The organism is Mycobacterium sp. 1164966.3, from assembly GCF_001665395.1.
Lineage (GTDB): Bacteria > Actinomycetota > Actinomycetes > Mycobacteriales > Mycobacteriaceae > Mycobacterium.
The window spans coordinates 173079-199052 of sequence record NZ_LZSG01000064.1 but is presented as its reverse complement, the minus strand read 5'-3'; the positions used below and the strand labels follow the sequence as shown (position 1 = coordinate 199052).

The 25974-nt window shown below is 66.4% G+C and carries 26 protein-coding genes, 1 tRNA gene and 1 pseudogene; 18 read left to right on the top strand and 10 right to left on the bottom strand.

Going from position 1 to position 25974, the window contains the following annotated elements; translation table 11 throughout:
- Positions 1 to 80: 80 nt before the first annotated feature.
- Positions 81 to 166, bottom strand: a tRNA-Leu gene (locus tag A9W99_RS23895).
- Between the two features lie 93 nt (positions 167 to 259).
- Between A9W99_RS23895 and A9W99_RS23890 the strand changes: the two genes are divergently transcribed.
- From A9W99_RS23890 to A9W99_RS23880, 3 genes are read left to right on the top strand one after another with little or no spacing between them, the layout of a single operon-like run.
- On the top strand, positions 260 to 1582 hold the full coding sequence (locus tag A9W99_RS23890; protein ID WP_067384222.1) for a M20/M25/M40 family metallo-hydrolase: 1323 nt from the start codon (positions 260 to 262) through the stop codon (positions 1580 to 1582).
- Positions 1583 to 1621: 39 nt separating this feature from the next.
- Positions 1622 to 2152 carry a YbhB/YbcL family Raf kinase inhibitor-like protein gene (locus A9W99_RS23885; RefSeq protein WP_067384219.1) on the top strand — a complete coding sequence of 177 codons (531 nt, stop codon included), beginning with the start codon at positions 1622 to 1624 and terminating at the stop codon, positions 2150 to 2152.
- A 39-nt stretch (positions 2153 to 2191) separates the two neighbouring features.
- Positions 2192 to 2776, top strand: coding sequence for a S9 family peptidase (locus tag A9W99_RS23880; RefSeq protein WP_253870309.1), 585 nt, complete (start codon positions 2192 to 2194; stop codon positions 2774 to 2776).
- A 20-nt stretch (positions 2777 to 2796) separates the two neighbouring features.
- On the opposite strand, the gene A9W99_RS23875 is transcribed toward A9W99_RS23880, so the two are convergent.
- Genes A9W99_RS23875 through A9W99_RS23865 form a run of 3 tightly spaced genes read right to left on the bottom strand, consistent with a single transcriptional unit; the run spans position 2797 to position 5149 of the window.
- Positions 2797 to 3879, bottom strand: coding sequence for a quinone-dependent dihydroorotate dehydrogenase (locus A9W99_RS23875; RefSeq protein ID WP_067384309.1), 1083 nt, complete (start codon positions 3877 to 3879; stop codon positions 2797 to 2799).
- Complete coding sequence (locus A9W99_RS23870) at positions 3879 to 4085, bottom strand: DUF5703 family protein (RefSeq protein WP_156623263.1); 207 nt, start codon at positions 4083 to 4085, stop codon at positions 3879 to 3881. The genes A9W99_RS23875 and A9W99_RS23870 overlap by 1 nt, the downstream gene beginning before the upstream one ends.
- 44 nt (positions 4086 to 4129) lie before the next feature.
- The gene (locus tag A9W99_RS23865) at positions 4130 to 5149 is read right to left on the bottom strand and encodes a YncE family protein (protein WP_067384210.1); all 1020 of its coding nucleotides are present in this window, start codon (positions 5147 to 5149) and stop codon (positions 4130 to 4132) included.
- Between the two features lie 119 nt (positions 5150 to 5268).
- Here A9W99_RS23865 and A9W99_RS23860 point away from each other — a divergent pair, with 119 nt between their 5' ends.
- The 5 genes from A9W99_RS23860 (at position 5269) to A9W99_RS23840 (ending at position 8657) form a co-directional block, all read left to right on the top strand.
- On the top strand, positions 5269 to 5571 hold the full coding sequence (locus A9W99_RS23860) for a hypothetical protein (RefSeq protein ID WP_067384307.1): 303 nt from the start codon (positions 5269 to 5271) through the stop codon (positions 5569 to 5571).
- A 69-nt stretch (positions 5572 to 5640) separates the two neighbouring features.
- Positions 5641 to 6471, top strand: coding sequence for an undecaprenyl-diphosphate phosphatase (locus A9W99_RS23855; protein ID WP_067384304.1), 831 nt, complete (start codon positions 5641 to 5643; stop codon positions 6469 to 6471).
- Positions 6468 to 7217 (top strand): histidine phosphatase family protein, encoded by a 750-nt coding sequence (locus tag A9W99_RS23850; RefSeq protein ID WP_067384207.1) that lies wholly within the window; start codon positions 6468 to 6470, stop codon positions 7215 to 7217. The genes A9W99_RS23855 and A9W99_RS23850 overlap by 4 nt, the downstream gene beginning before the upstream one ends.
- A 53-nt stretch (positions 7218 to 7270) precedes the next feature.
- Positions 7271 to 7858 carry a DUF3090 domain-containing protein gene (locus tag A9W99_RS23845; protein ID WP_067384204.1) on the top strand — a complete coding sequence of 196 codons (588 nt, stop codon included), beginning with the start codon at positions 7271 to 7273 and terminating at the stop codon, positions 7856 to 7858.
- Entirely contained in the window at positions 7842 to 8657 is an 816-nt protein-coding gene (locus A9W99_RS23840) for an SCO1664 family protein (protein WP_067384202.1), read from the top strand. The genes A9W99_RS23845 and A9W99_RS23840 overlap by 17 nt, the downstream gene beginning before the upstream one ends.
- A gap of 99 nt (positions 8658 to 8756) precedes the next feature.
- On the opposite strand, the pseudogene A9W99_RS27870 reads toward A9W99_RS23840, so the two are convergent.
- A pseudogene (locus A9W99_RS27870) lies at positions 8757 to 8868 on the bottom strand (hypothetical protein); the annotation flags it as partial.
- 258 nt (positions 8869 to 9126) lie between these two features.
- Here A9W99_RS27870 and A9W99_RS23835 point away from each other — a divergent pair.
- The 3 genes from A9W99_RS23835 (at position 9127) to A9W99_RS23825 (ending at position 12171) form a co-directional block, all read left to right on the top strand.
- Positions 9127 to 9894, top strand: a complete 768-nt coding sequence (locus A9W99_RS23835; RefSeq protein ID WP_067384199.1) for a 3'(2'),5'-bisphosphate nucleotidase CysQ — start codon at positions 9127 to 9129, stop codon at positions 9892 to 9894.
- 136 nt (positions 9895 to 10030) lie between these two features.
- Complete coding sequence (gene mshC, locus A9W99_RS23830; protein ID WP_067384302.1) at positions 10031 to 11266, top strand: cysteine--1-D-myo-inosityl 2-amino-2-deoxy-alpha-D-glucopyranoside ligase; 1236 nt, start codon at positions 10031 to 10033, stop codon at positions 11264 to 11266.
- A 26-nt stretch (positions 11267 to 11292) separates the two neighbouring features.
- The gene (locus A9W99_RS23825; protein ID WP_067384196.1) at positions 11293 to 12171 is read left to right on the top strand and encodes an SDR family oxidoreductase; all 879 of its coding nucleotides are present in this window, start codon (positions 11293 to 11295) and stop codon (positions 12169 to 12171) included.
- Here the strand turns inward: A9W99_RS23825 and A9W99_RS23820 are convergent.
- Complete coding sequence (locus A9W99_RS23820) at positions 12168 to 13055, bottom strand: PAC2 family protein (protein WP_067384300.1); 888 nt, start codon at positions 13053 to 13055, stop codon at positions 12168 to 12170. The genes A9W99_RS23825 and A9W99_RS23820 overlap by 4 nt on opposite strands.
- Before the next feature lie 312 nt (positions 13056 to 13367).
- Here A9W99_RS23820 and metH point away from each other — a divergent pair, with 312 nt between their 5' ends.
- Entirely contained in the window at positions 13368 to 17120 is a 3753-nt protein-coding gene (gene metH, locus A9W99_RS23815) for a methionine synthase (RefSeq protein WP_067384193.1), read from the top strand.
- 41 nt (positions 17121 to 17161) lie between these two features.
- On the opposite strand, the gene A9W99_RS23810 is transcribed toward metH, so the two are convergent.
- Positions 17162 to 17935: an enoyl-CoA hydratase/isomerase family protein gene (locus A9W99_RS23810; protein ID WP_067384190.1), complete on the bottom strand. Its 774-nt coding sequence runs from the start codon at positions 17933 to 17935 to the stop codon at positions 17162 to 17164.
- Between the two features lie 54 nt (positions 17936 to 17989).
- Between A9W99_RS23810 and A9W99_RS23805 the strand changes: the two genes are divergently transcribed.
- The 4 genes from A9W99_RS23805 (at position 17990) to A9W99_RS23790 (ending at position 21096) form a co-directional block, all read left to right on the top strand.
- Positions 17990 to 18271, top strand: coding sequence for a phosphoribosyl-ATP diphosphatase (locus tag A9W99_RS23805; RefSeq protein WP_067384187.1), 282 nt, complete (start codon positions 17990 to 17992; stop codon positions 18269 to 18271).
- A 2-nt stretch (positions 18272 to 18273) separates the two neighbouring features.
- Positions 18274 to 19128, top strand: coding sequence for an ATP phosphoribosyltransferase (hisG, locus tag A9W99_RS23800; RefSeq protein WP_067384184.1), 855 nt, complete (start codon positions 18274 to 18276; stop codon positions 19126 to 19128).
- Between the two features lie 109 nt (positions 19129 to 19237).
- Entirely contained in the window at positions 19238 to 19705 is a 468-nt protein-coding gene (locus A9W99_RS23795; protein ID WP_067384297.1) for a glycine zipper 2TM domain-containing protein, read from the top strand.
- Entirely contained in the window at positions 19705 to 21096 is a 1392-nt protein-coding gene (locus A9W99_RS23790) for an FAD-containing oxidoreductase (protein WP_067384181.1), read from the top strand. Before A9W99_RS23795 ends, A9W99_RS23790 begins: the two co-directional genes overlap by 1 nt.
- On the opposite strand, the gene A9W99_RS23785 is transcribed toward A9W99_RS23790, so the two are convergent.
- The gene (locus tag A9W99_RS23785; RefSeq protein WP_067384178.1) at positions 21072 to 21926 is read right to left on the bottom strand and encodes a RecB family exonuclease; all 855 of its coding nucleotides are present in this window, start codon (positions 21924 to 21926) and stop codon (positions 21072 to 21074) included. The two genes, A9W99_RS23790 and A9W99_RS23785, sit on opposite strands and share 25 nt — an antisense overlap.
- 74 nt (positions 21927 to 22000) lie before the next feature.
- On the opposite strand from A9W99_RS23785, the gene trmI reads away from it, so the two are divergent.
- The gene (trmI, locus tag A9W99_RS23780; RefSeq protein ID WP_067384175.1) at positions 22001 to 22843 is read left to right on the top strand and encodes a tRNA (adenine(58)-N(1))-methyltransferase TrmI; all 843 of its coding nucleotides are present in this window, start codon (positions 22001 to 22003) and stop codon (positions 22841 to 22843) included.
- 131 nt (positions 22844 to 22974) lie between these two features.
- Here trmI and A9W99_RS23775 read toward each other — a convergent pair whose 3' ends face one another.
- A complete protein-coding gene (locus A9W99_RS23775; RefSeq protein WP_067384172.1) occupies positions 22975 to 23268 on the bottom strand; it encodes a DUF503 domain-containing protein in 294 nt (97 codons plus the stop codon).
- A 9-nt stretch (positions 23269 to 23277) separates the two neighbouring features.
- Positions 23278 to 23820, bottom strand: a complete 543-nt coding sequence (locus tag A9W99_RS26310; RefSeq protein WP_082930174.1) for a hypothetical protein — start codon at positions 23818 to 23820, stop codon at positions 23278 to 23280.
- A gap of 301 nt (positions 23821 to 24121) precedes the next feature.
- On the opposite strand from A9W99_RS26310, the gene arc reads away from it, so the two are divergent.
- Positions 24122 to 25951 (top strand): proteasome ATPase, encoded by a 1830-nt coding sequence (gene arc, locus A9W99_RS23765; protein ID WP_067384294.1) that lies wholly within the window; start codon positions 24122 to 24124, stop codon positions 25949 to 25951.
- Positions 25952 to 25974: the final 23 nt, after the last annotated feature.

Sequence of the window (25974 nt, the reverse complement as noted above, 5' to 3'; positions counted from 1 at the left end):
AAACCCCGGCCGCTGGCCGGGGCAACCTGTAACCCATGACGCGACTCATATGTAACCCATGACGCGACTCATCACAGGGGTGTCCGAGGGGGGACTTGAACCCCCACGCCCATTAGTAGGGCACTAGCACCTCAAGCTAGCGCGTCTGCCATTCCGCCACTCGGACCAGACCAACCTGAGCTGGCAGCTAAGGCTATCGGATTGCTCTGCGCCCGCCCAACCCAGCAGCGCGCACACAGGTGGCCAAGGTGTAAGAAAAGTGACTGTGAGCGATGACGTGGTCGAGGTTGTCAGCAGGCTGATCCGGTTCGATACCACCAACACTGGCGATCCAGCGACCACCAAAGGCGAGGCCGAATGCGCCCGGTGGGTTGCCGAGCAGCTCAGCGAGGTCGGCTACCAGCCCGAATACGTCGAATCCGGCGCGCCGGGCCGTGGCAACGTGTTCGCCCGCCTTGAAGGAGCGGACAGTTCCCGCGGTGCCCTGCTGATACACGGGCACCTCGACGTGGTGCCGGCCGAAGCGGCGGAATGGAGCGTGCACCCGTTTTCCGGCGCAGTAGAAGACGGCTATGTCTGGGGCCGCGGCGCGGTCGACATGAAGGACATGGTGGGCATGATGATCGTGGTCGCCCGGCACCTGAAGCGCACCGGCACCGTGCCGCCGCGTGACTTGGTGTTCGGGTTCATCGCCGACGAGGAGCACGGCGGTACCTATGGGGGACAGTGGCTGGTCGATAACCGGCCCGACCTGTTCGAGGGCATCACCGAGGCGATCGGTGAAGTCGGCGGCTTTTCCCTGACGGTGCCCCGCCGCGACGGCGGTGAGCGCCGCCTCTATCTGGTCGAGACGGCCGAAAAGGGCATTCAGTGGATGCGTCTGACCGCCCGCGGCCGGCCCGGCCACGGCTCGATGGTCCACGACCACAACGCGGTCACCGTGCTGGCCGAGGCGGTGGGCCGCCTTGGGCGCCACCAGTTTCCGCTTGTGCCGACCGATACGGTCGTGCAGTTTCTGGCTGCCATCAGCGAGGAGACCGGCCTGGTCTTCGACACCGAGTCACCGGACTTGGAAGGGACGATCGAAAAACTGGGCCCGATGGCCCGCATGCTCAAGGCCGTCCTGCGTGACACCGCCAACCCGACGATGCTGAAGGCCGGATACAAGGCCAACGTGGTCCCGGCCACGGCCGAGGCCATCGTGGACTGCCGGGTGCTGCCCGGTCGCCAGGCCGCGTTCGATGCCGAGGTGGCCGAATTGCTCGGCCCGGACGTCACCCGGGAGTGGATCAGGGACTTGCCGTCGTACGAAACGACCTTCGACGGCGATCTCGTCGACGCCATGAACGCCGCGGTGCTGTCGGTCGACCCCGACGGCCGAACCGTGCCTTACATGTTGTCCGGCGGCACTGATGCTAAAGCCTTCGCGCGCTTGGGAATTCGGTGCTTCGGCTTCAGCCCGCTGCGATTGCCGCCGGAATTGGATTTCTCCTCGTTGTTCCACGGGATCGACGAGCGGGTACCCATCGATGCGCTGCGGTTCGGTACCGCCGTGCTGACACACTTGCTGACAAACTGCTAATCGCACGTTCACGAAGCCGATCACACGAGAGGACTGAGAATGATCTCGAAGCCTGACCCGTACGACGCGCTGCCGAAACTGCCACGTCTCACCCTGAATTCGAACTCGATCACCGATGGGCAGCCCCTGGCCACTCCGCAGATCAGCGGAATCATGGGCGCCGGCGGCGAGGACGTCAGCCCGCAACTGAGCTGGTCGGGATTCCCCGAGGAGACTCGCAGCTTCGCGGTCACCGTCTACGACCCCGATGCCCCAACCCTCTCCGGCTTCTGGCACTGGGCGGTCGCCAACCTGCCAGCCGATGTCACCGAGTTGCCCGACGGGGCGGGCGACGGCAGTGACCTGCCCGGTGGCGCGCTGACGCTGGTGAACGACGCCGGAATGCGCCGCTACATCGGCGCCGCCCCGCCTCCCGGGCACGGCGTGCACCGCTACTACGTCGCGGTGCACGCGGTGAAGGTCGACAAACTTGACCTGACCGAAGACGCCAGCCCGGCTTACCTCGGGTTCAACCTGTTTCAGCACGCCATCGCGCGGGCCTACATCTACGGCACCTACGAACAGACTTAGGCCGGGCGACCGCGCCGCCGTCGGCTCCGAATCACCGTCGTGAAACCACGCGCGTGTGTGCTTGTGCTGCCCGGCGGCAAGGTGCGCAGCAACCAGCCATCGCGGTGGTGGCAGTCGGCCAACCTCCGAATGGCGTTGGTCGCCCGCGCGTTGCGGCGCCGGCTGGGACCCGACGTCGAGGTGCAACTGGTCCAGTACCGGCTACGTGGGTGGAACAGTCCACAGTGGGATCCGGTGCGCGACGCCACCGAGGTTCTCGATCGGGCGCGTAGCTGGTGCGACCCGAAAAGTATTGTGCTAGTAGGGCATTCGATGGGTGGGCGGGTTGCGGCGTACCTGGCTGCGCGGGGTGATGTGGGCGCTGTGGTGGCCCTGGCGCCGTGGTGGCACGGCGAGAAAGCCGACCTGATCCCGGTAGGTACCCGGCTGCGCGTCATCCACGGCAGCGGCGACACCCGTACCGACCCGTGCGACTCGCGAGCCCAGACGTTGCGGGCTCGTCAGCGTGGGCTGGATGCGCAGTGGGTGGGCATCGACGGCGTCGGCCATCACATGGTGCGACGGTGGGGCGAATGGCACCGGCTGATAACCGATTTCGTCGCAGAATATCTGAGCGTGTCATAACCCCACGTTCGCCGTAGTGCTTAGCCCTTCGGTTTTGTGGCTGCGGATCCGACCGCCTCGTGCAGCGTCGTGAACCCGCCGTCGTGCAGGCGACGGGCGATGCCGTCGTGAATGTGCTTGGCCCACAAGCCTCCGCCGTAGATGAAGCCGGTGTAGCCCTGCAGCAGCGACGCCCCCGCCGTGATGCGCTCCCACGCGTCTTCGGCGGTTTCGATACCGCCCACGCTGATCAACACCAGCCGGTCACCCGCCCGGCCGTAGAGCCGGCGCAACACCTCGACGGCGCGGCGTGCCACCGGCGGACCCGAGATCCCCCCGGCGCCAAGCCGTTCGACCCCGGGGGTGGCCAAGCCGTCTCGCGAGACAGTGGTGTTGGTTGCGACGATGCCGGTCAGGCCGAGTTCGATGGCAAGGTCGGCGATCGCGTCGAGGTCGGAGTCGGAAATGTCCGGCGCGATCTTCACCAGCACCGGTGTCGAGGTCCGTGAGGCCTCCGCCAGCACGGCGGACAGGATGGGCCGCAGCGACTCGATCGCTTGCAAGTCTCGCAGTCCAGGAGTGTTCGGGGAGCTGACATTGACCACCAGGTACGACGCCAGCGGGCCCAGCAGGCGAGCGCTGGCCCGATAGTCGTCGACCGCGTCACCGGCCGGGGTCGTCTTGGTCTTGCCGATGTTCACCCCGATCGGGACCTCGGGTCGGTGCCGGGCGAGCCGGATCGCCAGCGCGCCGGCGCCGAGGTTGTTGAATCCCATCCGGTTCAGCAGGGCCCGGTCGCCGGGCAAGCGGAACATGCGGGGGGCGGGGTTCCCGGGCTGCGGCCGGGCGGTGACCGTCCCGATCTCGGCGTAGCCGAAACCCAGCGCGCCCCACGTCAACAAGCCCAAGCCGTCCTTGTCGAACCCGGCGGCCAGCCCCAGCGGCGCCGGGAAATGCATATCGAACGCCGTGCTGGCCAGTATCGGATCCGTCGGACCCAGCAGTCGGCGCAACATATGACGCAGTGGCGCGAAGGCGGTAACACCACGCAGCATCGCGAAGACCAGCGTGTGAATGCGCTCGGGCGGCAGCAGGAACAGCAGCCGCCGCAGCACTGGATAGATCACAGTTGCGGCTGGTCTGGCCGCCGGTTCTCGGAACGAGACTTTTTGCGACGCAAGAGGACTCGCCTACTGCCGTCGGTGTAGAGGCGCACCCGCGTCAGCTCCCAGCCGCGATATTCGGCCTCAATGGACAGCCTCGTGGATGCGCTCAGCCTGGTCACCTCGGGCGGCAGACGCAACGGCGCCCACTCGTACTCGTCTGACATCTCGGTGTCCCAGCCCGCGGGTAGCCGGGTCCACCGCGGCGCGCTCAACGCGAACCCGCCGCGTGTTCGATCATTTGCACCCCAGCACCTGACCCCGACACCACGTACAAAGTGTCCGACGCTTCGTCAAAGGCCAGCGAGTTGGGTTGCTGCACGGTTGGGTAACGCACCTTCTCGACGGGAATTCCAGTCGTCAGATCGTAACCAATGACCGTGTTGGACGCGGTTTGGGATACCCACGCCAACTCGCGCGACCCGACCAACCCGTATGGGGCCTGCCGCACTGGGTAGGCCTGCCGCAAAATCAGCGGCTCGACGCCGTAGACCAGCAGTTGGCCGCCGCGCGTGTCGGCAACTAGCACCCGGCCCAGCGAATCTGCTGCCAGAGTCGTGGCGCCTTCGCCGGCCCGCAGCGCCTGCTCGACGCGACCGTCGGCGCCGATCGCCGTCACCGAGGTCTGCCCGCGGTCCAGCACCACCGTCGTATCCCCTTGTGTCACAAGACCATCGACGCGGGCGAAGATCTTCTTCCGGTGGGTGACCGAGCCGTCGCCGGTGACGATGTAGACGGCGCCGTCGGCGCTGCCCAACACCACTTTGCCGTCGGCGCGGCGGGCGATTGCGGTGAAGTCGACATCATCCGCACCCGCGACGTTCACCCGGGTGATGTGGCTGGCAGCCAGGTCGACGGTGAAGAAACTGCCGTGGGCGGCGAGGTAGGCGGTGCCGCGGCCGTCGCTGGTCAGCGCGGTCGCCGGCGCTGGCAGAGTGATCGCGCGCGCAGAGCGACCCGACGCGTCGAACACAGCGATGCTTGCCGGTGCCGCTGGGTCGGGGCTCGGGCACAGGACCGCCAGGCTGCCGCTGTCCCACACCGTCGCGCGTGGGTGGCCGTCCAGCGGTGCGATCGTGCCCGCTGGATTCTGCGATGCCGGCGGTGAGTCGGCGGCGTGGGCCGGCGCGATCGTGGGCGGTGCACCGTTCAGCGGGTTCGACGAACAACCCGTCGTCAAGAGCAAAACCGACAAGACGGCCAGAACTGCTCGTTTAGGCGTGCGTAGCAAAGATTTGCCCTTGACTGTGGAACATGTGGTTCGAATTCTATGTAACTTCAAAGTCGCAAGTTGCATTCGGAAGACCATGTTGCGCACAACAACTCGTTCCGAACATGTATGTTGGCGACATGACCGTCATCGCTGACCGGCATCTCGCAGACAACGAGTTTGCTGTTGAGGACATGACTCCAGGCATTTTCGCCAGCGGATACGGTCAAGTCGGTGATGGGCGCAGTTTTTCCTTCCATGTCGAGCACCGCTCGCTCGTCATCGAAATTTACCGACCGCGCCTGGCTGGACCGGTTCCGCAGGCTGAGGACGTGGTTGCCAGGTCGGTCCGCAGCCTGGTCGATATCGACCTCACCGATGAGCGCAGCCTGACCGCCGCGGTGCGCGACTCCGTGGCCCACGCCGTGCCAGTTCCCCGCTAGAGCCGCCGTCGCATCCGGTGGCGGCGTCCGCCACCAGGTACGGTCGTCGTCGTGACTGCGGTTCCGGCGATGTCCTGGTGGCAAGTCATCGTGCTATCCGTGGTGCAGGGCCTGACCGAATTTCTGCCGGTCTCATCGTCGGGACACCTGGCGATCGTGTCGCGGATCTTCTTCGCCGACGACGCGGGGGCCTCCTTCACGGCAGTCAGCCAGTTAGGCACCGAGGCCGCGGTCCTGGTCTATTTCGCGCGGGACATCGTGCGCATCCTCAAGGCCTGGTTCAACGGTTTGGTCGTCAAGTCGCACCGCAACGCCGACTACCGGCTCGGCTGGTATGTCATCATCGGCACCATCCCGATCTGCGTCCTGGGCCTGTTCTTCAAGGAGGAGATCCGGTCGGGCGTACGCAATTTGTGGGTGGTGGCGACGGCGCTGGTCGTGTTCTCGGCGGTGATCGCCCTGGCCGAATACCTCGGTCGTCAGACCCGCGACATCGAACACCTGAAGTGGCGAGATGCGATTGTGGTCGGCGCAGCACAGTGCCTGGCGCTGGTCCCCGGTATCTCGCGCTCGGGATCGACCATCAGCGCTGGGCTGTTTCTGGGACTCGAGCGAGAGCTGGCCGCCCGATTCGGCTTCCTGCTGGCCATTCCAGCGGTGTTCGCCTCCGGCCTGTTCTCACTGCCGGACGCCTTCCACCCAGTCACCAAGGGGATAAGCGCCACCGGCCCCCAGCTGCTGGTTTCGACACTGATCGCCTTCGTCATCGGCCTGGCCGCGGTGGCCTGGCTGCTGCGCTTTCTGGTGCGGCACAACATGTATTGGTTCGTCGGATACCGGGTGCTGGCCGGAACGGCCGTCCTCATCCTGCTGGCCGCCGGAACGGTCGCTGCGACATGACGGTCATCCTGTTGCGGCACGGCCGGTCTACGTCGAACACCGCGGGTGTGCTGGCCGGCCGTTCGGCGGGCGTCGACCTTGACGACAAGGGTCGCGAGCAGGCCGCCGGGCTGATCGATCGGATCGGTGACCTGCCGATCCGAGCGCTGGTGTGTTCGCCGATGCTGCGCTGCCGCAGCACCCTTGAACCGCTGGCCGCAGCGCTGTTTCTCGAGCCGCTGATCGAGGAACGACTCGCCGAGGTGGACTACGGAGAATGGACCGGCCGCAAGATGAGCGACCTGGTGAGTGAGCCGTTGTGGCGCGTGGTCCAGGCGCATCCCAGCGCAGCCGCGTTCCCCGGCGGTGAGGGGTTGGCGCAGGTTCAGGCGCGTGCCGTGGCCGCGGTCCGCGAGCACGACCGCCGGCTGGCCGACCAGCACGGGGGCGACGCGCTGTGGCTGGCATGCACCCACGGTGACGTCATCAAGGCGGTGATCGCCGACGCTTACGGCATGCATCTGGACAGCTTTCAGCGCGTAAACGCGGACCCGGCGTCCATCAGCGTCATCCACTACACCCAGCTGCGGCCGTTCGTCCTGCACGTAAACCACACCGGTTCCCGGCTTTCGGCAGCACTGCGCGCCGCTGCTAAGCCGCCGGGGCAACCTCACGGCGATTCAAAAGACGAGCAGCGCACGCCGGAGCAGGGGCCGGACGGTGAGGTGCCATCCGGGGACGCGGTGGTAGGTGGATCCACCGACTAATGGCCCAAACGAATCGCGTAGCAACCGCGAGTGCCGGTATTTTGGGAGGTGCCATGGCGCGCGCAATTCACGTTTTCCGCACACCCGACCGTTTCGTGGCCGGGACCGTTGGCCAGCCCGGAAACCGGACGTTCTATATCCAGGCGGCGCACGACTCCCGGGTGGTGTCGGTGATCTTGGAAAAGCAGCAGGTTGCGGTTCTCGCCGAACGCATCGGTGCGCTGCTGCTCGAAGTGAACCGCAGGTTTGGTACTCCGGTGCCGCCGGAGCCCACCGAGATCGACGACCTCAACCCGCTGATCATGCCCGTGGACGCGGAGTTCCGAGTCGGGACCATGGGTTTGGGCTGGGATTCCGAGGCACAGACCGTGGTGGTCGAATTGCTGGCGGTCACCGACGCCGAATTCGACGCCTCGGTGGTGCTCGACGACACCGAGGACGGTCCGGACGCGGTGCGGGTGTTTTTGACGCCGGAATCGGCACGCCAGTTCGCGACTCGCTCCAACCGCGTCATCTCGGCGGGACGTCCGCCCTGCCCGCTTTGCGACGAACCGTTGGACCCCGAGGGCCACATCTGCGCGCGCACCAACGGCTACAAGCGCAGCGCGCTGCTCGGGCCTGACGATGAACCAGAAGGGTGACGAACGTGAGGTGTTGCGGCGCGGCGAGCTGACGGTCCTGGGACGCATCCGCTCGGCCAGCAACGCCACCTTTCTCTGCGAAGCGACGCTCGGTGAAGACAGCGTGCACTGCGTCTACAAGCCGGTCTCCGGTGAGCAGCCGCTGTGGGATTTTCCCGACGGGACACTCGCCGGCCGCGAACTCGGTGCGTACCTGGTGTCGACGCACTTGGGCTGGAACATCGTGCCGTACACCGTCATTCGGGACGGGCCGGCGGGTCCCGGCATGCTGCAGCTGTGGGTGCAGCAACCCGGTGACCTCTTCGGCAACGATCCTCAGCCCGGCCCCGATCTGGTCGATCTGTTCCCCGCCGACAAGCGGCAGCCGGGTTACCTGCCGGTGTTGCGGGCCTACGACTACGCGGGCGACGAGGTCGTGTTGATGCATGCCGACGACGAACAGTTACGCCGGATGGCGGTGTTCGATGTGCTGATCAACAATGCCGACCGCAAGGGCGGCCACATCCTGTTCGGGTTGAACGGCCATGTCTACGGGGTCGACCACGGCGTGTGCCTGCACGTGGAGAACAAGCTGCGCACGGTGCTGTGGGGCTGGGCGGGCAAGCCGGTTGACGACGAAACCCTGGAGTCGGTCGACGCACTTGCCGAAGACCTTTGCGGCCCGCTTGCCGCTGCGCTGGCCGGACACATCACTCGGGCAGAAATCGCGGCGCTGCGCAGGCGGGCGCAGTCGCTGCTGACAGATCCTGTGATGCCCGGCCCGAACCGGCACCGGTCCATACCCTGGCCGGCGTTCTAATTGCTTCCTGGCCGCGAGCGCGCGCGTTTGTACGACGACACGCCGTTCGGGCTGTCATTTTGCGCGCGCTCGCCATCAGGAGGCACGGGGCTATCACCACGGGTCTGATGGGTGGCGACCCGCTTCGCCCGGCTGCGCCGCGCTCGCGATCACCACGGGTCTGATGGTGGTGACCCGCTTCGCCCGGCTGCGCCGCGCTCGCGATCACCACGGGTCTGATGGTGGTGACCCGCTTCGCCCGGCTGCGCCGCGCTCGCGATCACCACGGGTCTGATGGTGGTGACCCGCTTCGCCCGGCTGCGCCGCGCTCGCGATCACCACGGGTCTGATGGTGGTGACCCGCTTCGCCCGGCTGCGCCGCGCTCGCGATCACCACGGGTCTGATGGTGGTGACCCGCTTCGCCCGGCTGCGCCGCGCTCGCGATCACCACGGGGAGATACTGATGCGGTGAGCCGGGCCGCGGATGAAATGACAGACGCGGCGTTGGCCGCCGATCTCGCCGCCGACGCGGGGGAGTTGCTGCTCAAGGTGCGCGAGGAGGTCGGTTTCGCCTACCCATGGGCGCTCGGTGACGCCGGAGACAGCCTGGCAAACGAGTTGCTGCTGCGGCGGCTGCGCGCCGAGCGTCCGGGGGACGCGGTGCTCAGCGAGGAGGCGCACGACGACTTGGTGCGGCTGGAGTCCGATCGGGTGTGGATCATCGATCCGCTGGACGGCACCCGCGAATTCTCCACCCTCGGACGCGACGACTGGGCAGTGCATATCGCGCTATGGCAGCGTCACACCGACGGCCGGCCGGAGATCACCGACGCCGCGGTGGCGCTGCCGGCCCGCGGGAACGTGGTGTACCGCAGTGACACAGTCGCCGACGGGATCACGCCTGTCGGCGTGCCCAGCACCATCAGGATCGCTGTCAGCGCCACGCGGCCGCCGGCGATTCTGCACCGGATTCGGCAGTTGGTGTCGATCCAGCCCGTCGCGATCGGCTCGGCTGGCGCCAAAGCGATGGCCGTCGTCGACGGGGAAGTCGACGCCTACCTGCATGCCGGCGGTCAGTGGGAATGGGATTCGGCGGCGCCGGCCGGGGTGATCCTTGCCGCGGGCATGCATGCATCGCGGCTGGATGGCTCGCCGCTGCGGTACAACCAAGTCGACCCCTACCTGCCCGACTTCGTGATGTGTCGCGCCGAGGTGGCACCGATACTGCTGGACGCTATCCGCCAAGCGTGGTGGTGAACCGGCGTCCCGCTTGGCGGCGAAGGTGCGCAAACGCGCGGGTTTGGGCCGTTTTGAGGTACGGATGTGCACGCTCGCGGTCGACGGCCGAGCCCGCCACATGGCCGGCATCGTCACCGGGCCTAAAGTCGAGGACATGCAGTCGTGGTCCTCGGCACACGTTCCGGCGCTGCCGGGACGCGGCCCGGAGCTACGGCTCTACGACACATCCGATCGGCAGGTGCGCCCGGTGGCACCCGGGGCCAAAGCCACCATGTACGTCTGCGGCATCACGCCCTACGACGCCACCCATCTCGGCCACGCCGCCACCTACCTGGCTTTCGACCTGATCCACCGTATGTGGCTGGACCTCGGCCACCAAGTGCACTACGTGCAGAACGTCACCGACATCGACGACCCGTTGTTCGAGCGCGCCGCTCGCGACGGCGTCGATTGGCAAGACCTCGCCGACCGCGAGGTCAGCCTGTTCCGGGAGGACATGGCCGCACTTCGAGTGTTGCCCCCACACGACTACGTGGGCGCAACCGAAGCGATCGGCGAAATGGTTGAGCTCGTCGAGAAGATGCTGGCTTCCGGAGCGGCCTACGCCGTCGACGACGAGTACCAGGACATCTACTTCCGGGCCGATGCCACACCGCAATTCGGCTACGAGTCGGGCTACGACCGCGACACCATGCTTCACCTGTACGAACGGCGTGGCGGCGACCCCCACCGCCCCGGCAAGACCGACCAGCTCGACGCCTTGTTGTGGCGGGCCCAGCGGCCGGGAGAGCCCAGCTGGCCGGCACCATTCGGCGCCGGCCGGCCGGGATGGCACGTCGAATGCGCGGCGATCGCACTCGGTCGCATCGGCAGCGGCCTGGATATTCAGGGCGGCGGCAGCGACCTGATCTTTCCGCATCATGAGTTCACCGCCGCGCACGCCGAATGCGTCAGGGGCATAAGACGTTTCGCCCGTCACTACGTCCACGCGGGGATGATCGGCTGGGACGGCCACAAGATGTCCAAGAGCCGAGGCAACCTGGTGCTGGTGTCCGCGCTGCGCGCGCAAGGTGTTGAGCCGCAGGCCATTCGGCTGGGTCTGCTGGCCGGCCACTACCGCGCCGACCGCGTGTGGAGCGAGCAGGTGCTGCAGGACGCCACCGCCCGACTGCGGCACTGGCGCGCCGCGGCCACCCTGCCCGCCGGTCCCGACGCCACCGACGTCATCGCCCGGCTGCGCCAATATCTGGCCGACGATCTGGACACGCCCAAAGCGGTTGCGGCACTTGATGGTTGGTCCACCGATGCGCTGGAATACGGTGGCCACGACGCAGCTGCGCCGCAACTGGTGGCCACAGCGATCGATGCCCTGCTCGGGGTGGACCTTTAAGACACGCGAAGGAAGCTTTTCAGGCCATGACATCGGTGCACGGCAAAGTCGTCTTTATCACGGGCGGGGCCCGCGGGATCGGGGCCGAGGTCGCCCGCCGGCTGCGCAACAAGGCCGCCAAACTCGTCCTCACCGATCTGGACAAGGGCGAGTTGGCCGCGTTGGCTGCCGAACTCGGTGAGGACCGCGTGCTCACGGTGGTCGCCGACGTGCGCGATCTGGCCGCCATGCAGAGAGCGGCCGACCAGGCCGTCGAGCGCTTCGGCGGCATCGACGTCGTGGTGGCCAACGCCGGCATCGCCAGCTACGGCTCGGTGCTGCAGGTCGACCCGGAGGCGGTCAAGCGGGTACTGGACGTCAACCTGCTCGGTGTCTTTCACACGGCGCGAGCAACCCTGCCGGCCCTGATCGACCGTCGCGGCTATCTGATGATCGTCTCGTCGCTGGCCGCGTACGCCGCCGCTCCCGGGATGGCGCCCTACGACATGTCGAAGGCCGGCAACGAGCATCTCGCCCACGCGCTGCGGCTCGAGGTCGCCCACCTCGGCGTCACGGTCGGCTCGGCGCACATGTCGTGGATCGATACCGCCCTGGTTCGCGACACCAAGGCCGACCTACCGGCATTCGATCAACTCCTCGCCGCGCTGCCGTGGCCGTTGAACAGGACGACGACCCTCAGCAGATGCGCCGACGCGTTCGTCAAGGGCATCGAGAACCGCCAGGATCGCGTGTACTGCCCACGCTGGGTAGGCCTGTTCCGCTGGCTCAAGCCGGTGCTGTCCACCCGGCTGGGCGAGCGGCCGGTCCTGGGCCCCGCCGCCACGCTGATGCCCCAGCTGGATGCCCAGGTCGCCGCGCTGGGCCGCTCCACCAGCGCCTACAACAAAGGTCTGGACCAGCGCTAAATACCGAACCCGGGCCGACGGCGGCGTAGATACCGTTCGAACTCGGCGGCCAGCGCGTCGCCGTCGATCTTGCCCAAGGTCTCGTTCAGATCTACCTCGGCGTCGCCGCGCTGCTCGAGAGACTGCACATATTCGGCCAAGTCGTCATCGTCGTCGGTCATCTCGCTGACCGCGCGCTCCCACTCCTCGGCCTGCACCGGCAGGTCTGCCAGCGGGACCTCGATGTCGAGGACGTCTTCGACGCGGCGCAGCAGCGCCACCGTCGCCTTCGGGCTCGGCGGGTGGGACACGTAGTGCGGGACCGCCGCCCAGAACGTCACCGCCGGGATCCCGGCCGCCACGCAAGCGTCCTGGAAAACGCCGGCGATCCCGGTCGGGCCCTCGTAACGGGTTTCCTCCAGCCCGAACCGACGCGCCGACTCCGAGGAGTAGGCCGCGCCGGAAACCGGGACCGGGCGGGTATGCGGCGTGTCGGCCAGCAGCGCCCCCAGAATCACGACGGTGTCGACATTGAGCTTGTCGGCAATGGCCAGCAACTCGGCGCAGAAGGTGCGCCAGCGCATGTTGGGCTCCACCCCATGCATCAACACCACGTCACGGTCGCTGCCGGGCGGGCGACAGTGCGAGATCCGCATCGCCGGCCACACCAGCTCCCTGGTGACGCCGTCGACCTGGCGGATGACCGGGCGATTCACCTGGTAGTCGTAGTAGGCCTCGTCGTCGATCTCCACGATCGGATCGGCTTCCCAGATGGCGTCAAGATGCTCCAGCGCATCGCTGGCGGCGTCGCCGGCGTCGTTCCATCCCTCGAACGCCGCCACGACGACGGTGTTGCGCAACTCAGGCAGGGCGCCGCCGGTCGGGCCACCATCAGGCAAAGTCACAAATTCAGGGTACGGCCTGGCGAGCACCTGTCAGACACCTGTGACACACCGATTGATTTGCATAGGCGCACTATCCTTGTGGTTAACCTTGGTAACTACGACCCCAATGTTCAAGCCGACAAGATCCGCGAGCTGGCGCTCGAGGGCATCGCGATCGCCGACCGGGTCGGGTCGAGCTGGCGTCCAGACGTCGGGTGACGACGTAGACTTTTCTGGTCGAGAGGCGTTGCAACGGTTATCTGGGGGCCGGGCCCCTGGTATCCGCCACGCTCGACAGAGTCAAGGACGCCTTCCGCTGCGGAAGGAACGTACGTGAACGCCCCTGACTCGAAATTCAAACCTGAGCCGGACATCCGCCCCGACTGCACCGACGAACTGACGGCAGCTCTGCGCCAGCGGATCATGGTGATCGACGGCGCGATGGGCACGGCGATTCAGCGGGACCGGCCGGACGAGGCCGGCTACCGCGGCGACCGGTTCACGGAGTGGCCGACCGCGCTTCAGGGCAACAACGACCTGCTCAACCTGACGCAGCCGCAGATCATCGAGGGAATCCACCGCGAGTACCTCGAGGCGGGCGCCGACATCCTGGAGACCAACACGTTCAACGCGAACGCGATCTCGCTCTCCGACTACGACATGGCGGATTTGAGCTACGAACTGAACTACGCGGGCGCCGCCCTTGCCCGCAAGGCCGCCGACGAATTCAGCACCCCGGCCAAGCCCCGCTACGTGGCGGGCGCAATCGGGCCGACGACGCGCACCGCGTCGATCTCGCCGGATGTCAACGACCCCGGGGCACGCAACGTCTCCTACGACCAGCTGGTCGCCGCCTACCTCGAAGCCGCCAACGGCCTGGTCGACGGCGGCGCCGACCTCCTCATCATCGAGACGATCTTCGACTCGCTGAACGCCAAGGCGGCGGTGTTCGCGGTCGAGACGCTGTTCGAAGACCGCGGACGCCGCTGGCCGGTCATCATCTCGGGGACAATCACCGACGCCTCCGGCCGGACGTTGTCCGGTCAGGTCACCGAGGCATTCTGGAACGCGATCAGACACGCGAAGCCGATCGCGGTGGGCCTCAACTGCGCCCTGGGCGCGCCGGAGATGCGGCCCTACATCGCCGAGATGGCGCGGATCGCGGACACCTTCGTCTCCTGCTACCCGAACGCCGGCCTGCCCAACGCCTTTGGCGAGTACGACGAGACCCCGGAGCGTCAGGCCGGCTACATCGCCGACTTCGCCGAGGCCGGCTTGGTCAACATCGTCGGCGGCTGCTGCGGGACCGCGCCGCCGCACATCGCCGAGATCGCCAAGGTCGTCGGCGGCAAGCCACCGCGCGAGGTGCCGGAGATCCCGGTGGCCACCCGGCTCTCGGGCCTGGAGCCGCTCAACATCACCGACGACTCCCTGTTCGTCAACATCGGTGAGCGCACCAACATCACCGGTTCCGCCCGGTTCCGCAACCTGATCAAGGCCGAGGACTACGACACCGCGCTGTCGGTCGCCCTGCAGCAGGTCGAGGTCGGTGCGCAGGTCATCGACATCAACATGGACGAGGGCATGATCGACGGCGTCGCCGCGATGGACCGGTTCACCAAGCTGATCGCCGCCGAGCCGGACATCAGCCGCGTCCCGGTGATGATCGACTCCTCCAAGTGGGAGGTCATCGAGGCGGGCCTGAAGAACGTGCAGGGCAAGCCGATCGTCAACTCGATCTCCATGAAGGAGGGCGAGGAAAAGTTCATCCGCGAGGCACGGCTATGCCGCAAGTACGGCGCCGCCGTCGTCGTGATGGCCTTCGACGAGCAGGGTCAGGCCGACAACCTGGAGCGCCGCAAGGAGATCTGCGGACGCGCCTACCGCATCCTCACCGAAGAGGTCGGCTTCCCGCCCGAAGACATCATCTTCGACCCGAACTGCTTTGCGCTGGCGACCGGCATCGAGGAGCATGCCACTTACGGGATCGACTTCATCGAGGCCTGCGCCTGGATCAAGGAGAACCTGCCCGGAGTGCACATCTCCGGCGGTATCTCCAACGTGTCGTTCTCGTTCCGGGGCAACAACCCCGTCCGCGAGGCGATCCACTCGGTGTTCCTGTTCCACGCCATCAAGGCCGGCCTGGACATGGGCATCGTCAACGCCGGGGCGCTGGTGCCTTACGACTCGATCGACCCCGAGTTGCGGGAGCGCATCGAGGACGTCGTTCTGAACCGTCGCGAGGATGCGGCCGAACGACTCCTGGAGATCGCCGAGCGGTTCAGCAATGAGGCGAAGGCCTCAAAAGACGGGGCTGCGGCCGCGGCCGAGTGGCGCAGCCTGCCGGTCCGCGAGCGGATCACGCACGCCCTGGTCAAGGGCATCGACGCGCACGTCGACGACGACACCGAGGAGTTGCGGGCCGAGATCGCCGCCGCGGGTGGTCGCCCGATCGAGGTGATCGAGGGTCCGCTGATGGACGGCATGAACGTTGTCGGTGACCTCTTCGGCTCCGGCAAGATGTTCCTGCCGCAGGTCGTGAAGTCGGCGCGGGTGATGAAGAAGGCCGTTGCGTACCTCCTGCCGTACATCGAGGCGGAGAAGCAGCCGGGTGACACCAAGGACACCAACGGCACGATCGTGATGGCGACGGTGAAGGGCGACGTCCACGACATCGGCAAGAACATCGTCGGAGTCGTCCTGCAGTGCAACAACTTCGAAGTGATCGACCTCGGGGTGATGGTGCCCGCCGAGAAGATCCTCGCCGCGGCGAACGAGCACGACGCCGACATCATCGGGCTGTCCGGCCTGATCACTCCGTCCCTGGACGAGATGGTCAACTTCGCCGCCGAGATGGAACGCGAGGGGATGGAGATCCCGCTGCTGATCGGTGGCGCGACCACCTCGCGCGCCCACACGGCCGTGAAGGTGGCGCCGCGTCGAAGCGGTCCGGTTGTTTGGGTCAAGGACGCTTCCCGCTCGGTACCGGTCGCTGCGGCGCTCCTCGACGACAAGCAGCGTCCAGCCCTGCTGGAAGCCACCGAGAAGGACTACGCATCTCTGCGCGAACGGCATGCTCAGAAGAACGAGCGACCGATGCTGACGCTGGAAAAGGCCCGCGCGAACCGGACGCCAATCGACTGGGACGGCTACCCGCCGCCGGTGCCCGCGATAGGTGCGGGAGTACGAGAATTTCAGGATTACGACCTTGCCGAGTTGCGCGAGTTCATCGACTGGCAGCCGTTCTTCAACGCCTGGGAGATGAAGGGCAGATTCCCCGACATCCTCAACAACCCGGCCTCGGGCGAGGCTGCCCGCAAGCTGTACGACGACGCCCAGCAGATGCTCGACACGCTGATCAAGGAGAAGTGGCTGACGGCCAACGGGGTGATCGGGTTTTTCCCGGCCAACGCAGTCGGGGACGACATCGAGGTGTACACCGATGGGACCCGTACCGAGGTGCTCACCACGTTGCACAACCTGCGCCAGCAGGGCGAGCACCGGGAGGGCATCCCGAACCGGTCGTTGAGCGACTTCATCGCGCCCAAAGACACCGGTCTGGCTGACTACATCGGAGCGTTCGCCGTCACCGCGGGGCTCGGCAGCCAGGAAAAGATCGCGGAGTTCAAGGCGGCCCTCGACGACTACAGCGCGATCCTGCTGGAGTCGATCGCCGACCGGCTGGCGGAGGCTTTCGCCGAACGGATGCACCAGCGGGTCCGCAAGGAGTTCTGGGGATTCCAGCCTGACGAGCACCTGGACAACGAGGCACTCATCGCCGAGAAGTATGTGGGAATCCGCCCTGCCCCGGGCTACCCGGCCTGCCCGGAGCACACCGAGAAGGCGACGCTCTGGAAGTTGATGGACGTCCACGAGCGGACCGGCATCGAGCTGACCGAGTCGATGGCGATGTGGCCCGGTGCCGCTGTGAGCGGCTGGTATTTCTCGCACCCGCAGTCGCAGTATTTCGTGGTTGGCCGGGTGGCCCAGGACCAGGTCGCCGACTATGCGAAGCGCAAGGGCTGGACCCTGCAGGAAGCCGAGCGCTGGCTCAGCTCCAACCTCGCCTACAACCCAGAGGACTGACGCGAACGTGAACGGCGCCAAGGCATTTCGTGGCCGGCGTTTTAGCGCCCCAGGCCCTTGAGATAGGCCGCGCCCGCGGCGCGCGACTCGGGATCGCGCAGCGCAGTGACCAGCGTGTCGGCGTCGTTCCAGGCCCGCATGGTGCCGACCATCTGTTCGGTCACCGCATTGGTGTGGCGCTTGGTGGCGGTGAGCGTGAGCGCCGACTTGCCGGTCAGCTGGCCCACCAGCTCATCGACCGCCGCGGCGAGGTCGGAGGCGGGCACCGTCCGGTTCAGAAAGCCCGCCGCGAGGGCTTCGTCGGCGCCAAAGGGGCGGCAGGTCATGACGAGTTCTTTGGTCCGGGCCGGGCCGATCTCGCGGACCAGCCGGGGGATTCCGCCCCAGGCAAGCGGTATCCCCAGGTCGACCTCGGGAATCGAAAAGCGGGTGTCGTCCGCGGCGATGCGCAGGTCGCAGGCCGACGCCAACACGACCCCGCCCCCGACGCAATGGCCGTGGATGCTGGCGACGGTCACCGCATTCATGCCCTCGATCGCCTCGGCCATCCGTCGTCCGGCGTCGGCTGCGTCGCGCGCAGCGGTGGCTGATGTGTCGGTTGCGGCGAACGACGCGAGGTCCGCACCGGCGCTGAAGGCCCGGCCGTTGCCCGCCACCACGACGACTTTCACATCGCTCACCGTGTCGAAATATCGTGCGGCCGCGACTAATTCGTTCAAGGCGGTGGTGCTGAGCGGGTTCAGCTTCGCCGGCCTGTTCAATGTGATATCGCCGCGGGGGCCGTCCACTTTGACCTCGAGGTCGAAGAACTGCATGCCTCACCGTACGTTGCGGCCGAACCAAACCGGTGTGACTTTGCGCCTCGACCCGTGAAACAATCGCTGGCCGTGAAGACCTTCGAGGATCTGTTCGCCGAACTCGGCGAACGTGCCCGCACCCGGCCGGCCGGCAGCGTGACGGTCGCTGCGCTCGACGCCGGGGTTCATGCGCTGGGCAAGAAGATCCTGGAGGAGGCCGGCGAAGTCTGGCTGGCCGCCGAACACGAACCCGACGACGCGCTGGCCGAGGAGATCAGTCAGTTGCTGTACTGGACGCAGGTGCTGATGATCTCGCGCGGACTGTCCCTCGACGACATCTATCGGAAGCTATGAGCATGCTGCGCATCGCGGTTCCCAACAAAGGTGCGCTGAGCGAGCCGGCGACCGAGATCCTCTCCGAGGCCGGCTACCGCCGTCGCACCGACCCCAAGGACCTGACCGTCATCGACCCGGTCAACAACGTCGAATTCTTTTTCCTGCGGCCCAAAGACATTGCCATCTACGTCGGTTCCGGAGACCTCGACTTCGGCATCACCGGCCGCGACCTGGTCAACGATTCGCAGGCGCCGGTACGCGAGCGCTTGGCGCTGGGCTTCGGTTCTTCCAGCTTCCGCTATGCCGCGCCCGCCGGGCGCGACTGGACGACGGCCGACCTGGCCGGAAAACGGATCGCTACCGCCTACCCGAACCTGGTTCGAAAAGACCTGGCCGCCAAAGGTATTGAAGCAACGGTGATCAGGCTTGACGGAGCCGTCGAGATTTCGGTGCAACTCGGGGTGGCCGATGCGATCGCCGACGTGGTGGGATCCGGACGCACCCTGAGCTTGCACGATTTGGTGGCCTTTGGTGAGCCGCTGTGTGATTCGGAGGCGGTGCTGATCGAGCACGTCGCGGACAGCCGCCACCAGCAAAGCGCGGCGCATGATCAATTGGTGGCCCGGATACAGGGTGTGGTGTTCGGTCAGCAGTACCTGATGCTGGATTACGACTGCCCGCGTTCGGTGCTCGACAAGGCCACCTCCATCACACCGGGCCTGGAGTCGCCGACCATCGCGCCGTTGGCCGAGCCGGACTGGGTCGCAGTCCGCGCATTGGTGCCGCGCCGAGACGTCAACGGCATCATGGACGAACTCGCCGCGATCGGTGCCAAGGCAATTCTGGCTTCCGACATCAGGTTCTGCCGGTTCTGATCGTCGGGCAGCTGCCGGTCAGCGATCACTGTGTTAGCGTCCGGCTAGCCGCCGATTGCGCGCACAACCCAGGAGGGTCGCCGTGACACATCATCTGCTCGTCCTGCTGATGGCGCTACTGATCGGAGTCGTCGCCGGATTGCGTTCGGTGACGGCTCCCGCTGTGGTTGCCTGGGCTGCATTTCTCACCTGGTTCAACATGCAGGGCACCTGGGCGGCCTGGGTGGGCAACATCATCACCGTCATCGTCTTGAGCGTTCTCGCGGTGGCCGAACTGGTGAACGACAAACTCCCCAAGACACCGGCCCGCACGGCCCCGCCGGTCTTCCTCGTCCGGATCATCTTGGGCGCGTTCGCCGGCGCGGTGATCGGTACGGCGTGGGGTTACCGGTGGGGCGGACTCGGCGCCGGTGTGCTCGGAGCTGTGCTCGGGACTCTCGGCGGCTACCAGGCGCGCAAGCGGCTGGTAGCCGCGACCGGGGGTAAAGACTTGCCGATCGCGCTGCTGGAAGACGCGGTGGCAGTCGGAGGCGGCTTTGCAGTCGCCTACGCCGCCGCTTACGCGGTTGGTTCCTAGTGCCAGAGCATTTCGACGCGATCGTCGTGGGCGCCGGCCAGGCCGGGCCGCCGCTGGCGGGCCGGCTGACCGCCGCAGGCCAGCGGGTCGCGGTGGTGGAGCGCAAACACGTCGGCGGCACGTGTGTCAACACCGGTTGCATTCCGACCAAGACGCTGGTTGCCAGCGCGCATGCCGCGCAATTGGCCCGGCGCGGCGCGGAATACGGCGTGGCGACCGGACCGATCAGCGTAGACATGGCGAAAGTCAAGGCACGCAAAGACGACATCATGCTCAAGGACCGGCAGGGCGTCGAATCCTGGTTGGACGGCATGGAGGGCTGCACGGTCTTTCGCGGTCATGCGCGCTTCGAAGACCCGCACACGCTACGGGTCAACGACGAACTCTTGCAGGGCGATCGGATCTTCCTCAACGTCGGCGGCCGCGCGGTGGTGCCCGACATCCCCGGGTTGTCGGACGTCGAATATCTGACCAACGTGTCGATCCTCGAACTCGACACGCTGCCAGAGCATCTCGTCATCGTGGGCGGCAGCTACATCGGGCTGGAGTTCGCGCAGATGTATCGGCGCTTCGGGGCGCGCGTCACCGTCGTGCAGCGCGGTCCACGGTTGGCGTCGCGGGAAGACGAGGATGTCTCCGCGACCATCCGCACGGTCCTGGGGGCTGAGGGGATCGACATTGTTGTCGGTGCCGACGATATCCGAATCAGTAAGCGGGACAGCGGATTTGAACTCTCACCCGGATCCGGTGCAGCCGCGATAACGGGCAGCCATCTGCTGCTGGCGGTGGGACGGCGACCCAACACCGATGATCTGGGGCTGGACGCCGCCGGTGTCCAGACCGATGCCCGCGGAAACATCGTGGTCGACGACCAGCTCAAGACCAACGTTGACCACATTTGGGCGATGGGCGACTGCAATGGCAAGGGCGCGTTCACCCACACCTCGTACAACGACTTCGAGATCGTTGCGGCTAATTTGCTCGACGACGACCCGCGCCGCGTCAGTGACCGCATCACCACCTACGCGCTCTACATCGACCCGCCGCTGGGACGCGCCGGGATGACAGTCGACCAGGTGCTTGCGTCGGGCCGCCGGGCGTTGGTCGGCAAGCGGCCGATGACCAGAGTCGGCCGAGCAGTGGAAAAGGGTGAGACGCAAGGCTTTATGAAAGTGGTCGTCGACGCCGACAGCCACCAGATCCTGGGAGCGGCGATCTTCGGAGTCGGTGGCGACGAGGCCATTCACGCGATTCTGGATGTGATGTCCGCCAAGGCGCCCTACACCACTCTCTCGCGAACGATGCACATTCATCCCACCGTCAGCGAACTGATTCCCACGATGCTGCAGGAGATGTCGCCGCTCGATCAGGCGGCCGGCTGCGTCGTCTGATCCGGCCAGCCGGGGTAGGGCGGCGGAGTGCCGCCAAAAGCGGGGCAGTGCTGTTGATGCGGGCACCATTCACAGAGCCGCGACGGGCTGGGCCGAAAATCGCCTGTGGCACCGGCTGATTGGATAGCGCGCCAGATCGCTATCAGGGTCTTCTCGAAGCGCATCAGCTCGTCGTGGTCCGGCGAGTAGTCCAGCAGCTGGCCGTCCGCCAGGTAGATGAGGCGCAGCCGGGCAGGCAGCACTCCGCGTGACCGATACAGCGCCACCGCGTAGAACTTCATCTGGAACATCGCCTTGAACTCGGCCAGTGCCCGTGCCTCGGGCGGCGCTTTCCCGGTCTTGTAGTCGACCACCCGCAATTCGCCCGTGGCGGCGACGTCGACCCGATCGATGAAGCCCCGCAGCAGCGTGCCGTCGGCAAGTTCGACCTCTACGCGCTGTTCGCAGCTTTCCGGGTCGAACCGAGTCGGGTCTTCCAGCCGGTAATAGCCGGAAAGCAGCGCGCGGGCTTCGCCCAGCAGCTGGGCTCGTTGTTCGGGATCCAGATCGCCGGCCAGCTCCGGGTGCTTGGCGAGCACTTGCTCCCAGGCCTGCTCCACCAGCGATTTCGCCGTGTCTGGGTCGCGCTGGCCCGCGGGCAGGCCGTACAGCTGCTCCAGCGCGGCATGCACCAGGGACCCGCGCACCTGGGCCGTCGACGGCGCCTCGGGCAACCGGTCGATCGCGCGGAACCGGTATAGCAGCGGGCACTGCTTGAAGTCGGCGGCCCGCGACGGCGACAGGGCCGGCCGGGAGCGTTCCTCCGGCTGCTCGGTCGTGGCCTCCGTCATGGGCGAAGCCTAAGACGGAGCACCGACAACCCCCAAGCACCGGGGACGGCGAGTCGGCTGGCACGCTAGACGGCGTGTCACCCACCGGCCCGTTTACTGTCGGCGAACGCGTACAACTCACCGACGCCAAGGGCCGGCATTACACGATGTCGCTGACTCCGGGCAGCGAGTTTCACACCCATCGCGGCTCGATCGCCCATGACGCGGTGATCGGGCTGGAGCAGGGCAGCGTGGTCAAATCCAGCAACGGCGCACAGTTTTTGGTGCTGCGCCCGTTGCTGGTCGACTACGTGATGTCGATGCCGCGCGGGCCGCAGGTGATCTACCCCAAGGATGCCGCTCAGATCGTGCACGAGGGCGACATCTTTCCCGGCGCCCGGGTGCTGGAGGCCGGGGCCGGATCCGGTGCGCTGACCTGCTCGCTGCTTCGGGCCGTCGGGCCGCAGGGCCGGGTGATCTCCTACGAGAAGCGCGCCGACCATGCCGAACACGCCCGTCGCAATGTCACCAATTTCTATGGGCGGCAACCCGACAACTGGCAGCTGATCATCAGCGACATCGCCGACTCCGAACTGCCCGACGGCTCCGTCGACCGCGCGGTGCTGGACATGCTCGCGCCGTGGGAGGTGCTCGAACCGGTGTCGCGGTTGGTGATCCCCGGTGGTGTGCTGGTGATCTACGTGGCCACGGTTACCCAATTGTCGACCGCCGTGGAAGCCCTGCGGGCTCAGCAGCGCTGGACCGAACCGCGGTCCTGGGAGACTTTGCAGCGCGGCTGGAACGTTGTGGGCCTGGCCGTTCGCCCGCAACATTCGATGCGCGGGCACACCGGCTTCCTGGTGACGGCGCGGCGGCTGGCGCCCGGGGTCATCGCGCCGGCGCCGTTGGGCCGCAAGCGCGAGGGCCGCGACGGCTAATCAGTCGTTAGCGTGACGCAGCCGGGCGACGGGTCGCCGGCGTCAACACCGAGATCGACGCCGGCGCGACTTCTACTCGCGCTTTTCCGCGCTACCGTCGATCTCGGCGCAAAGCTTGCGTAAGAGACGACCTAGTCATCACTTCTGTGCAAGCCCCGTCGCACCGAGAGCAAGTCGAACTCCGGATGCGCGGCCACCAGTCGTTCGGCGGCATCGAGGACGTCGACGACATGGCTGCGATCCCCGGACACCGCCGCCGCCCCGATGGCCGCCCGACGGTACAGATCATGCGAGCCGGTCTCGGCGGCCGAGACGCTGAACTTGCGCTGCAGCTCGGCCACGACGGGACGGATCACCGAGCGCTTCTCCTTCAGCGATCGCACGTCGCCCAGCAGCACGTCGAACTCGAGCCAGCCGATCCACATCCTGGGCGCTCAGCCGGTGGGCGACGGAGACGGCGTCGAGCTATTCACGGCAAGCAGCATTTCCGCGGTTTTGCGGGACAACTGCCAGGCGCCCTGAAAAGGCGTGAACTCCATGGGGAAGGTAAACACCCGGTTGTTGGCCTGCGCGGTATTGACGATGACGGTGGCCGTCACATTCGACGGATTCTTGTCCGACCACGCGAGGTCGTTTGCCACAAACGTCATGGGCAGGTAGCCGCCGTCGCGCAGCGCGTTGGTGAACTTGTCCAGCGTGGCGGCGCTTGCCGGGGTCGCGCCTTCAACCAGACCCACTTTGTCGCTGCCCGGTACTGCGGGGTCGGCCAACCTGCTCAGCACGTCGACGAGGGCCTCGGGCGCCGGCAGGGGAGCGCTCGGGCGGGAGGCGGCCGGACTCGGCGTGGCCGGCCCGGCCGATGCAGCGATCGGCTGGGACCCCTTGGATCCTTTGGACTCGTTGTGCGCACATCCCGAGAGTCCAACTGCCGCCAGGATTGTGGCGGCGCCCAGAACTACAATGCGATCCCGACGCATCCAGGCTGCCGGGCTAAACGCCCACTCCGTAGCGCGGCACCGGCGGCCAAACGGGTGCAAGGAAAGTCACACCGACAGCAGCGGTGCCGATTATTGGCGTCGCGGTTACGCCGGTGGCGAACGACTTTATCGTCACGGGTGTCCTTCCGATCGGCCAGATTTGTGGCCGAGATTACCAGCGTGAACTTATTTGTAACTTTTCAACGGCATTCGAGTGCATTTGACTGCACGCATGAACCGGCGATGGCCGGTAGCGTTGAAGTATCCGCCGGACCATTGCGGTGCGGGAAAGGAGCGCAACATGGGTGAATCAGAGCGTTCTGAAGTGTTCGGTGCCCACCGAAACAACCCCCTGTCCAGCGATGATGCTGCCGAATTGGAACAACTTCGCCGTGAGGCCGCGGCGCTACGCGAGCAACTGGAGCACGCGGCCGGCCCGCACGGCAGCGTCCGCTCAGCTCGTGATGTGCATCAGCTTGAAGCCCGTATCGACTCGCTTGCCGCCCGCAATTCCAAATTAATGGAAACTCTTAAAGAGGCCCGCCAACAACTTCTGGCGTTACGCGAGGAAGTCGACCGGCTGGGCCAGCCGCCCAGTGGCTATGGCGTTCTGCTGGGCAGCCATGACGACGACACGGTCGACGTCTTCACGTCGGGCCGCAAGATGCGCTTGACCTGCTCGCCCAACATTGACGTCACGGTGCTGAAGAAGGGCCAGACGGTTCGCCTCAATGAGGCGCTCACAGTCGTCGAGGCCGGCACATTCGAATCGGTTGGCGAGATTTCCACCTTGCGCGAGGTGTTGTCCGACGGGCATCGGGCGCTCGTGGTGGGCCACGCCGACGAGGAACGCATCGTGTGGCTGGCGGAGCCGTTGGTCGCGGAGGATTTGCCGGACGGGCACCCCGACGCCCTCAACGACGACACCCGGCCACGCAAACTGCGGCCGGGCGACTCGCTGCTGGTAGACACCAAGGCCGGCTATGCCTTTGAGCGCATCCCGAAGGCCGAGGTCGAGGACCTGGTGCTCGAAGAGGTGCCCGACGTCAGCTATCAGGACATCGGTGGGCTGACCCGTCAGATCGAGCAGATCCGCGACGCCGTCGAGCTGCCGTTCCTGCACAAGGAGCTCTACCGCGAGTACGCTCTGCGCCCGCCCAAAGGTGTGTTGCTCTACGGCCCGCCCGGCTGCGGTAAGACTCTGATCGCCAAGGCGGTGGCCAACTCGCTGGCCAAGAAAATGGCCGAGGTCCGTGGCGACGACTCCCGTGAGGCGAAGTCGTACTTCTTGAACATCAAGGGCCCCGAGCTGCTGAACAAGTTCGTCGGCGAGACCGAGCGGCACATCCGGCTGATCTTCCAGCGGGCCCGCGAGAAGGCGTCCGAGGGCACCCCGGTGATCGTTTTCTTCGACGAGATGGACTCGATCTTCCGCACCCGCGGCACCGGCGTCTCCTCCGACGTCGAGACCACGGTGGTGCCGCAGCTGCTGTCCGAGATCGACGGCGTGGAGGGGCTCGAGAACGTCATCGTGATCGGCGCCTCCAACCGCGAGGACATGATCGACCCCGCGATCCTGCGGCCGGGACGTCTGGACGTGAAGATCAAGATCGAGCGCCCGGATGCCGAAGCGGCGCAAGACATCTACTCGAAGTACCTGACCGAGGAACTGCCGGTGCACGCCGACGACCTCGCCGAGTTCGACGGCGACCGCTCGGCTTGCATCAAGGCGATGATCGAGAAGGTCGTCGATCGGATGTACGCCGAGATCGACGACAACCGCTTCCTGGAGGTCACCTACGCCAACGGTGACAAGGAAGTCATGTACTTCAAGGACTTCAACTCCGGGGCGATGATTCAGAACGTCGTCGACCGGGCGAAGAAGAACGCCATCAAGTCGGTGCTCGAGACGGGCCAACCGGGTTTGCGTATCCAGCATCTGCTCGACTCGATCGTCGACGAGTTCGCCGAGAACGAGGACTTGCCCAACACCACCAACCCCGATGACTGGGCGCGGATTTCGGGCAAGAAGGGGGAGCGGATCGTTTACATCCGCACCTTGGTCACCGGCAAGTCGTCGAGCGCCTCGCGGGCCATCGACACCGAATCCAACCTGGGTCAGTACCTGTAGGGAGCGGCGATCGCGAACGCGGC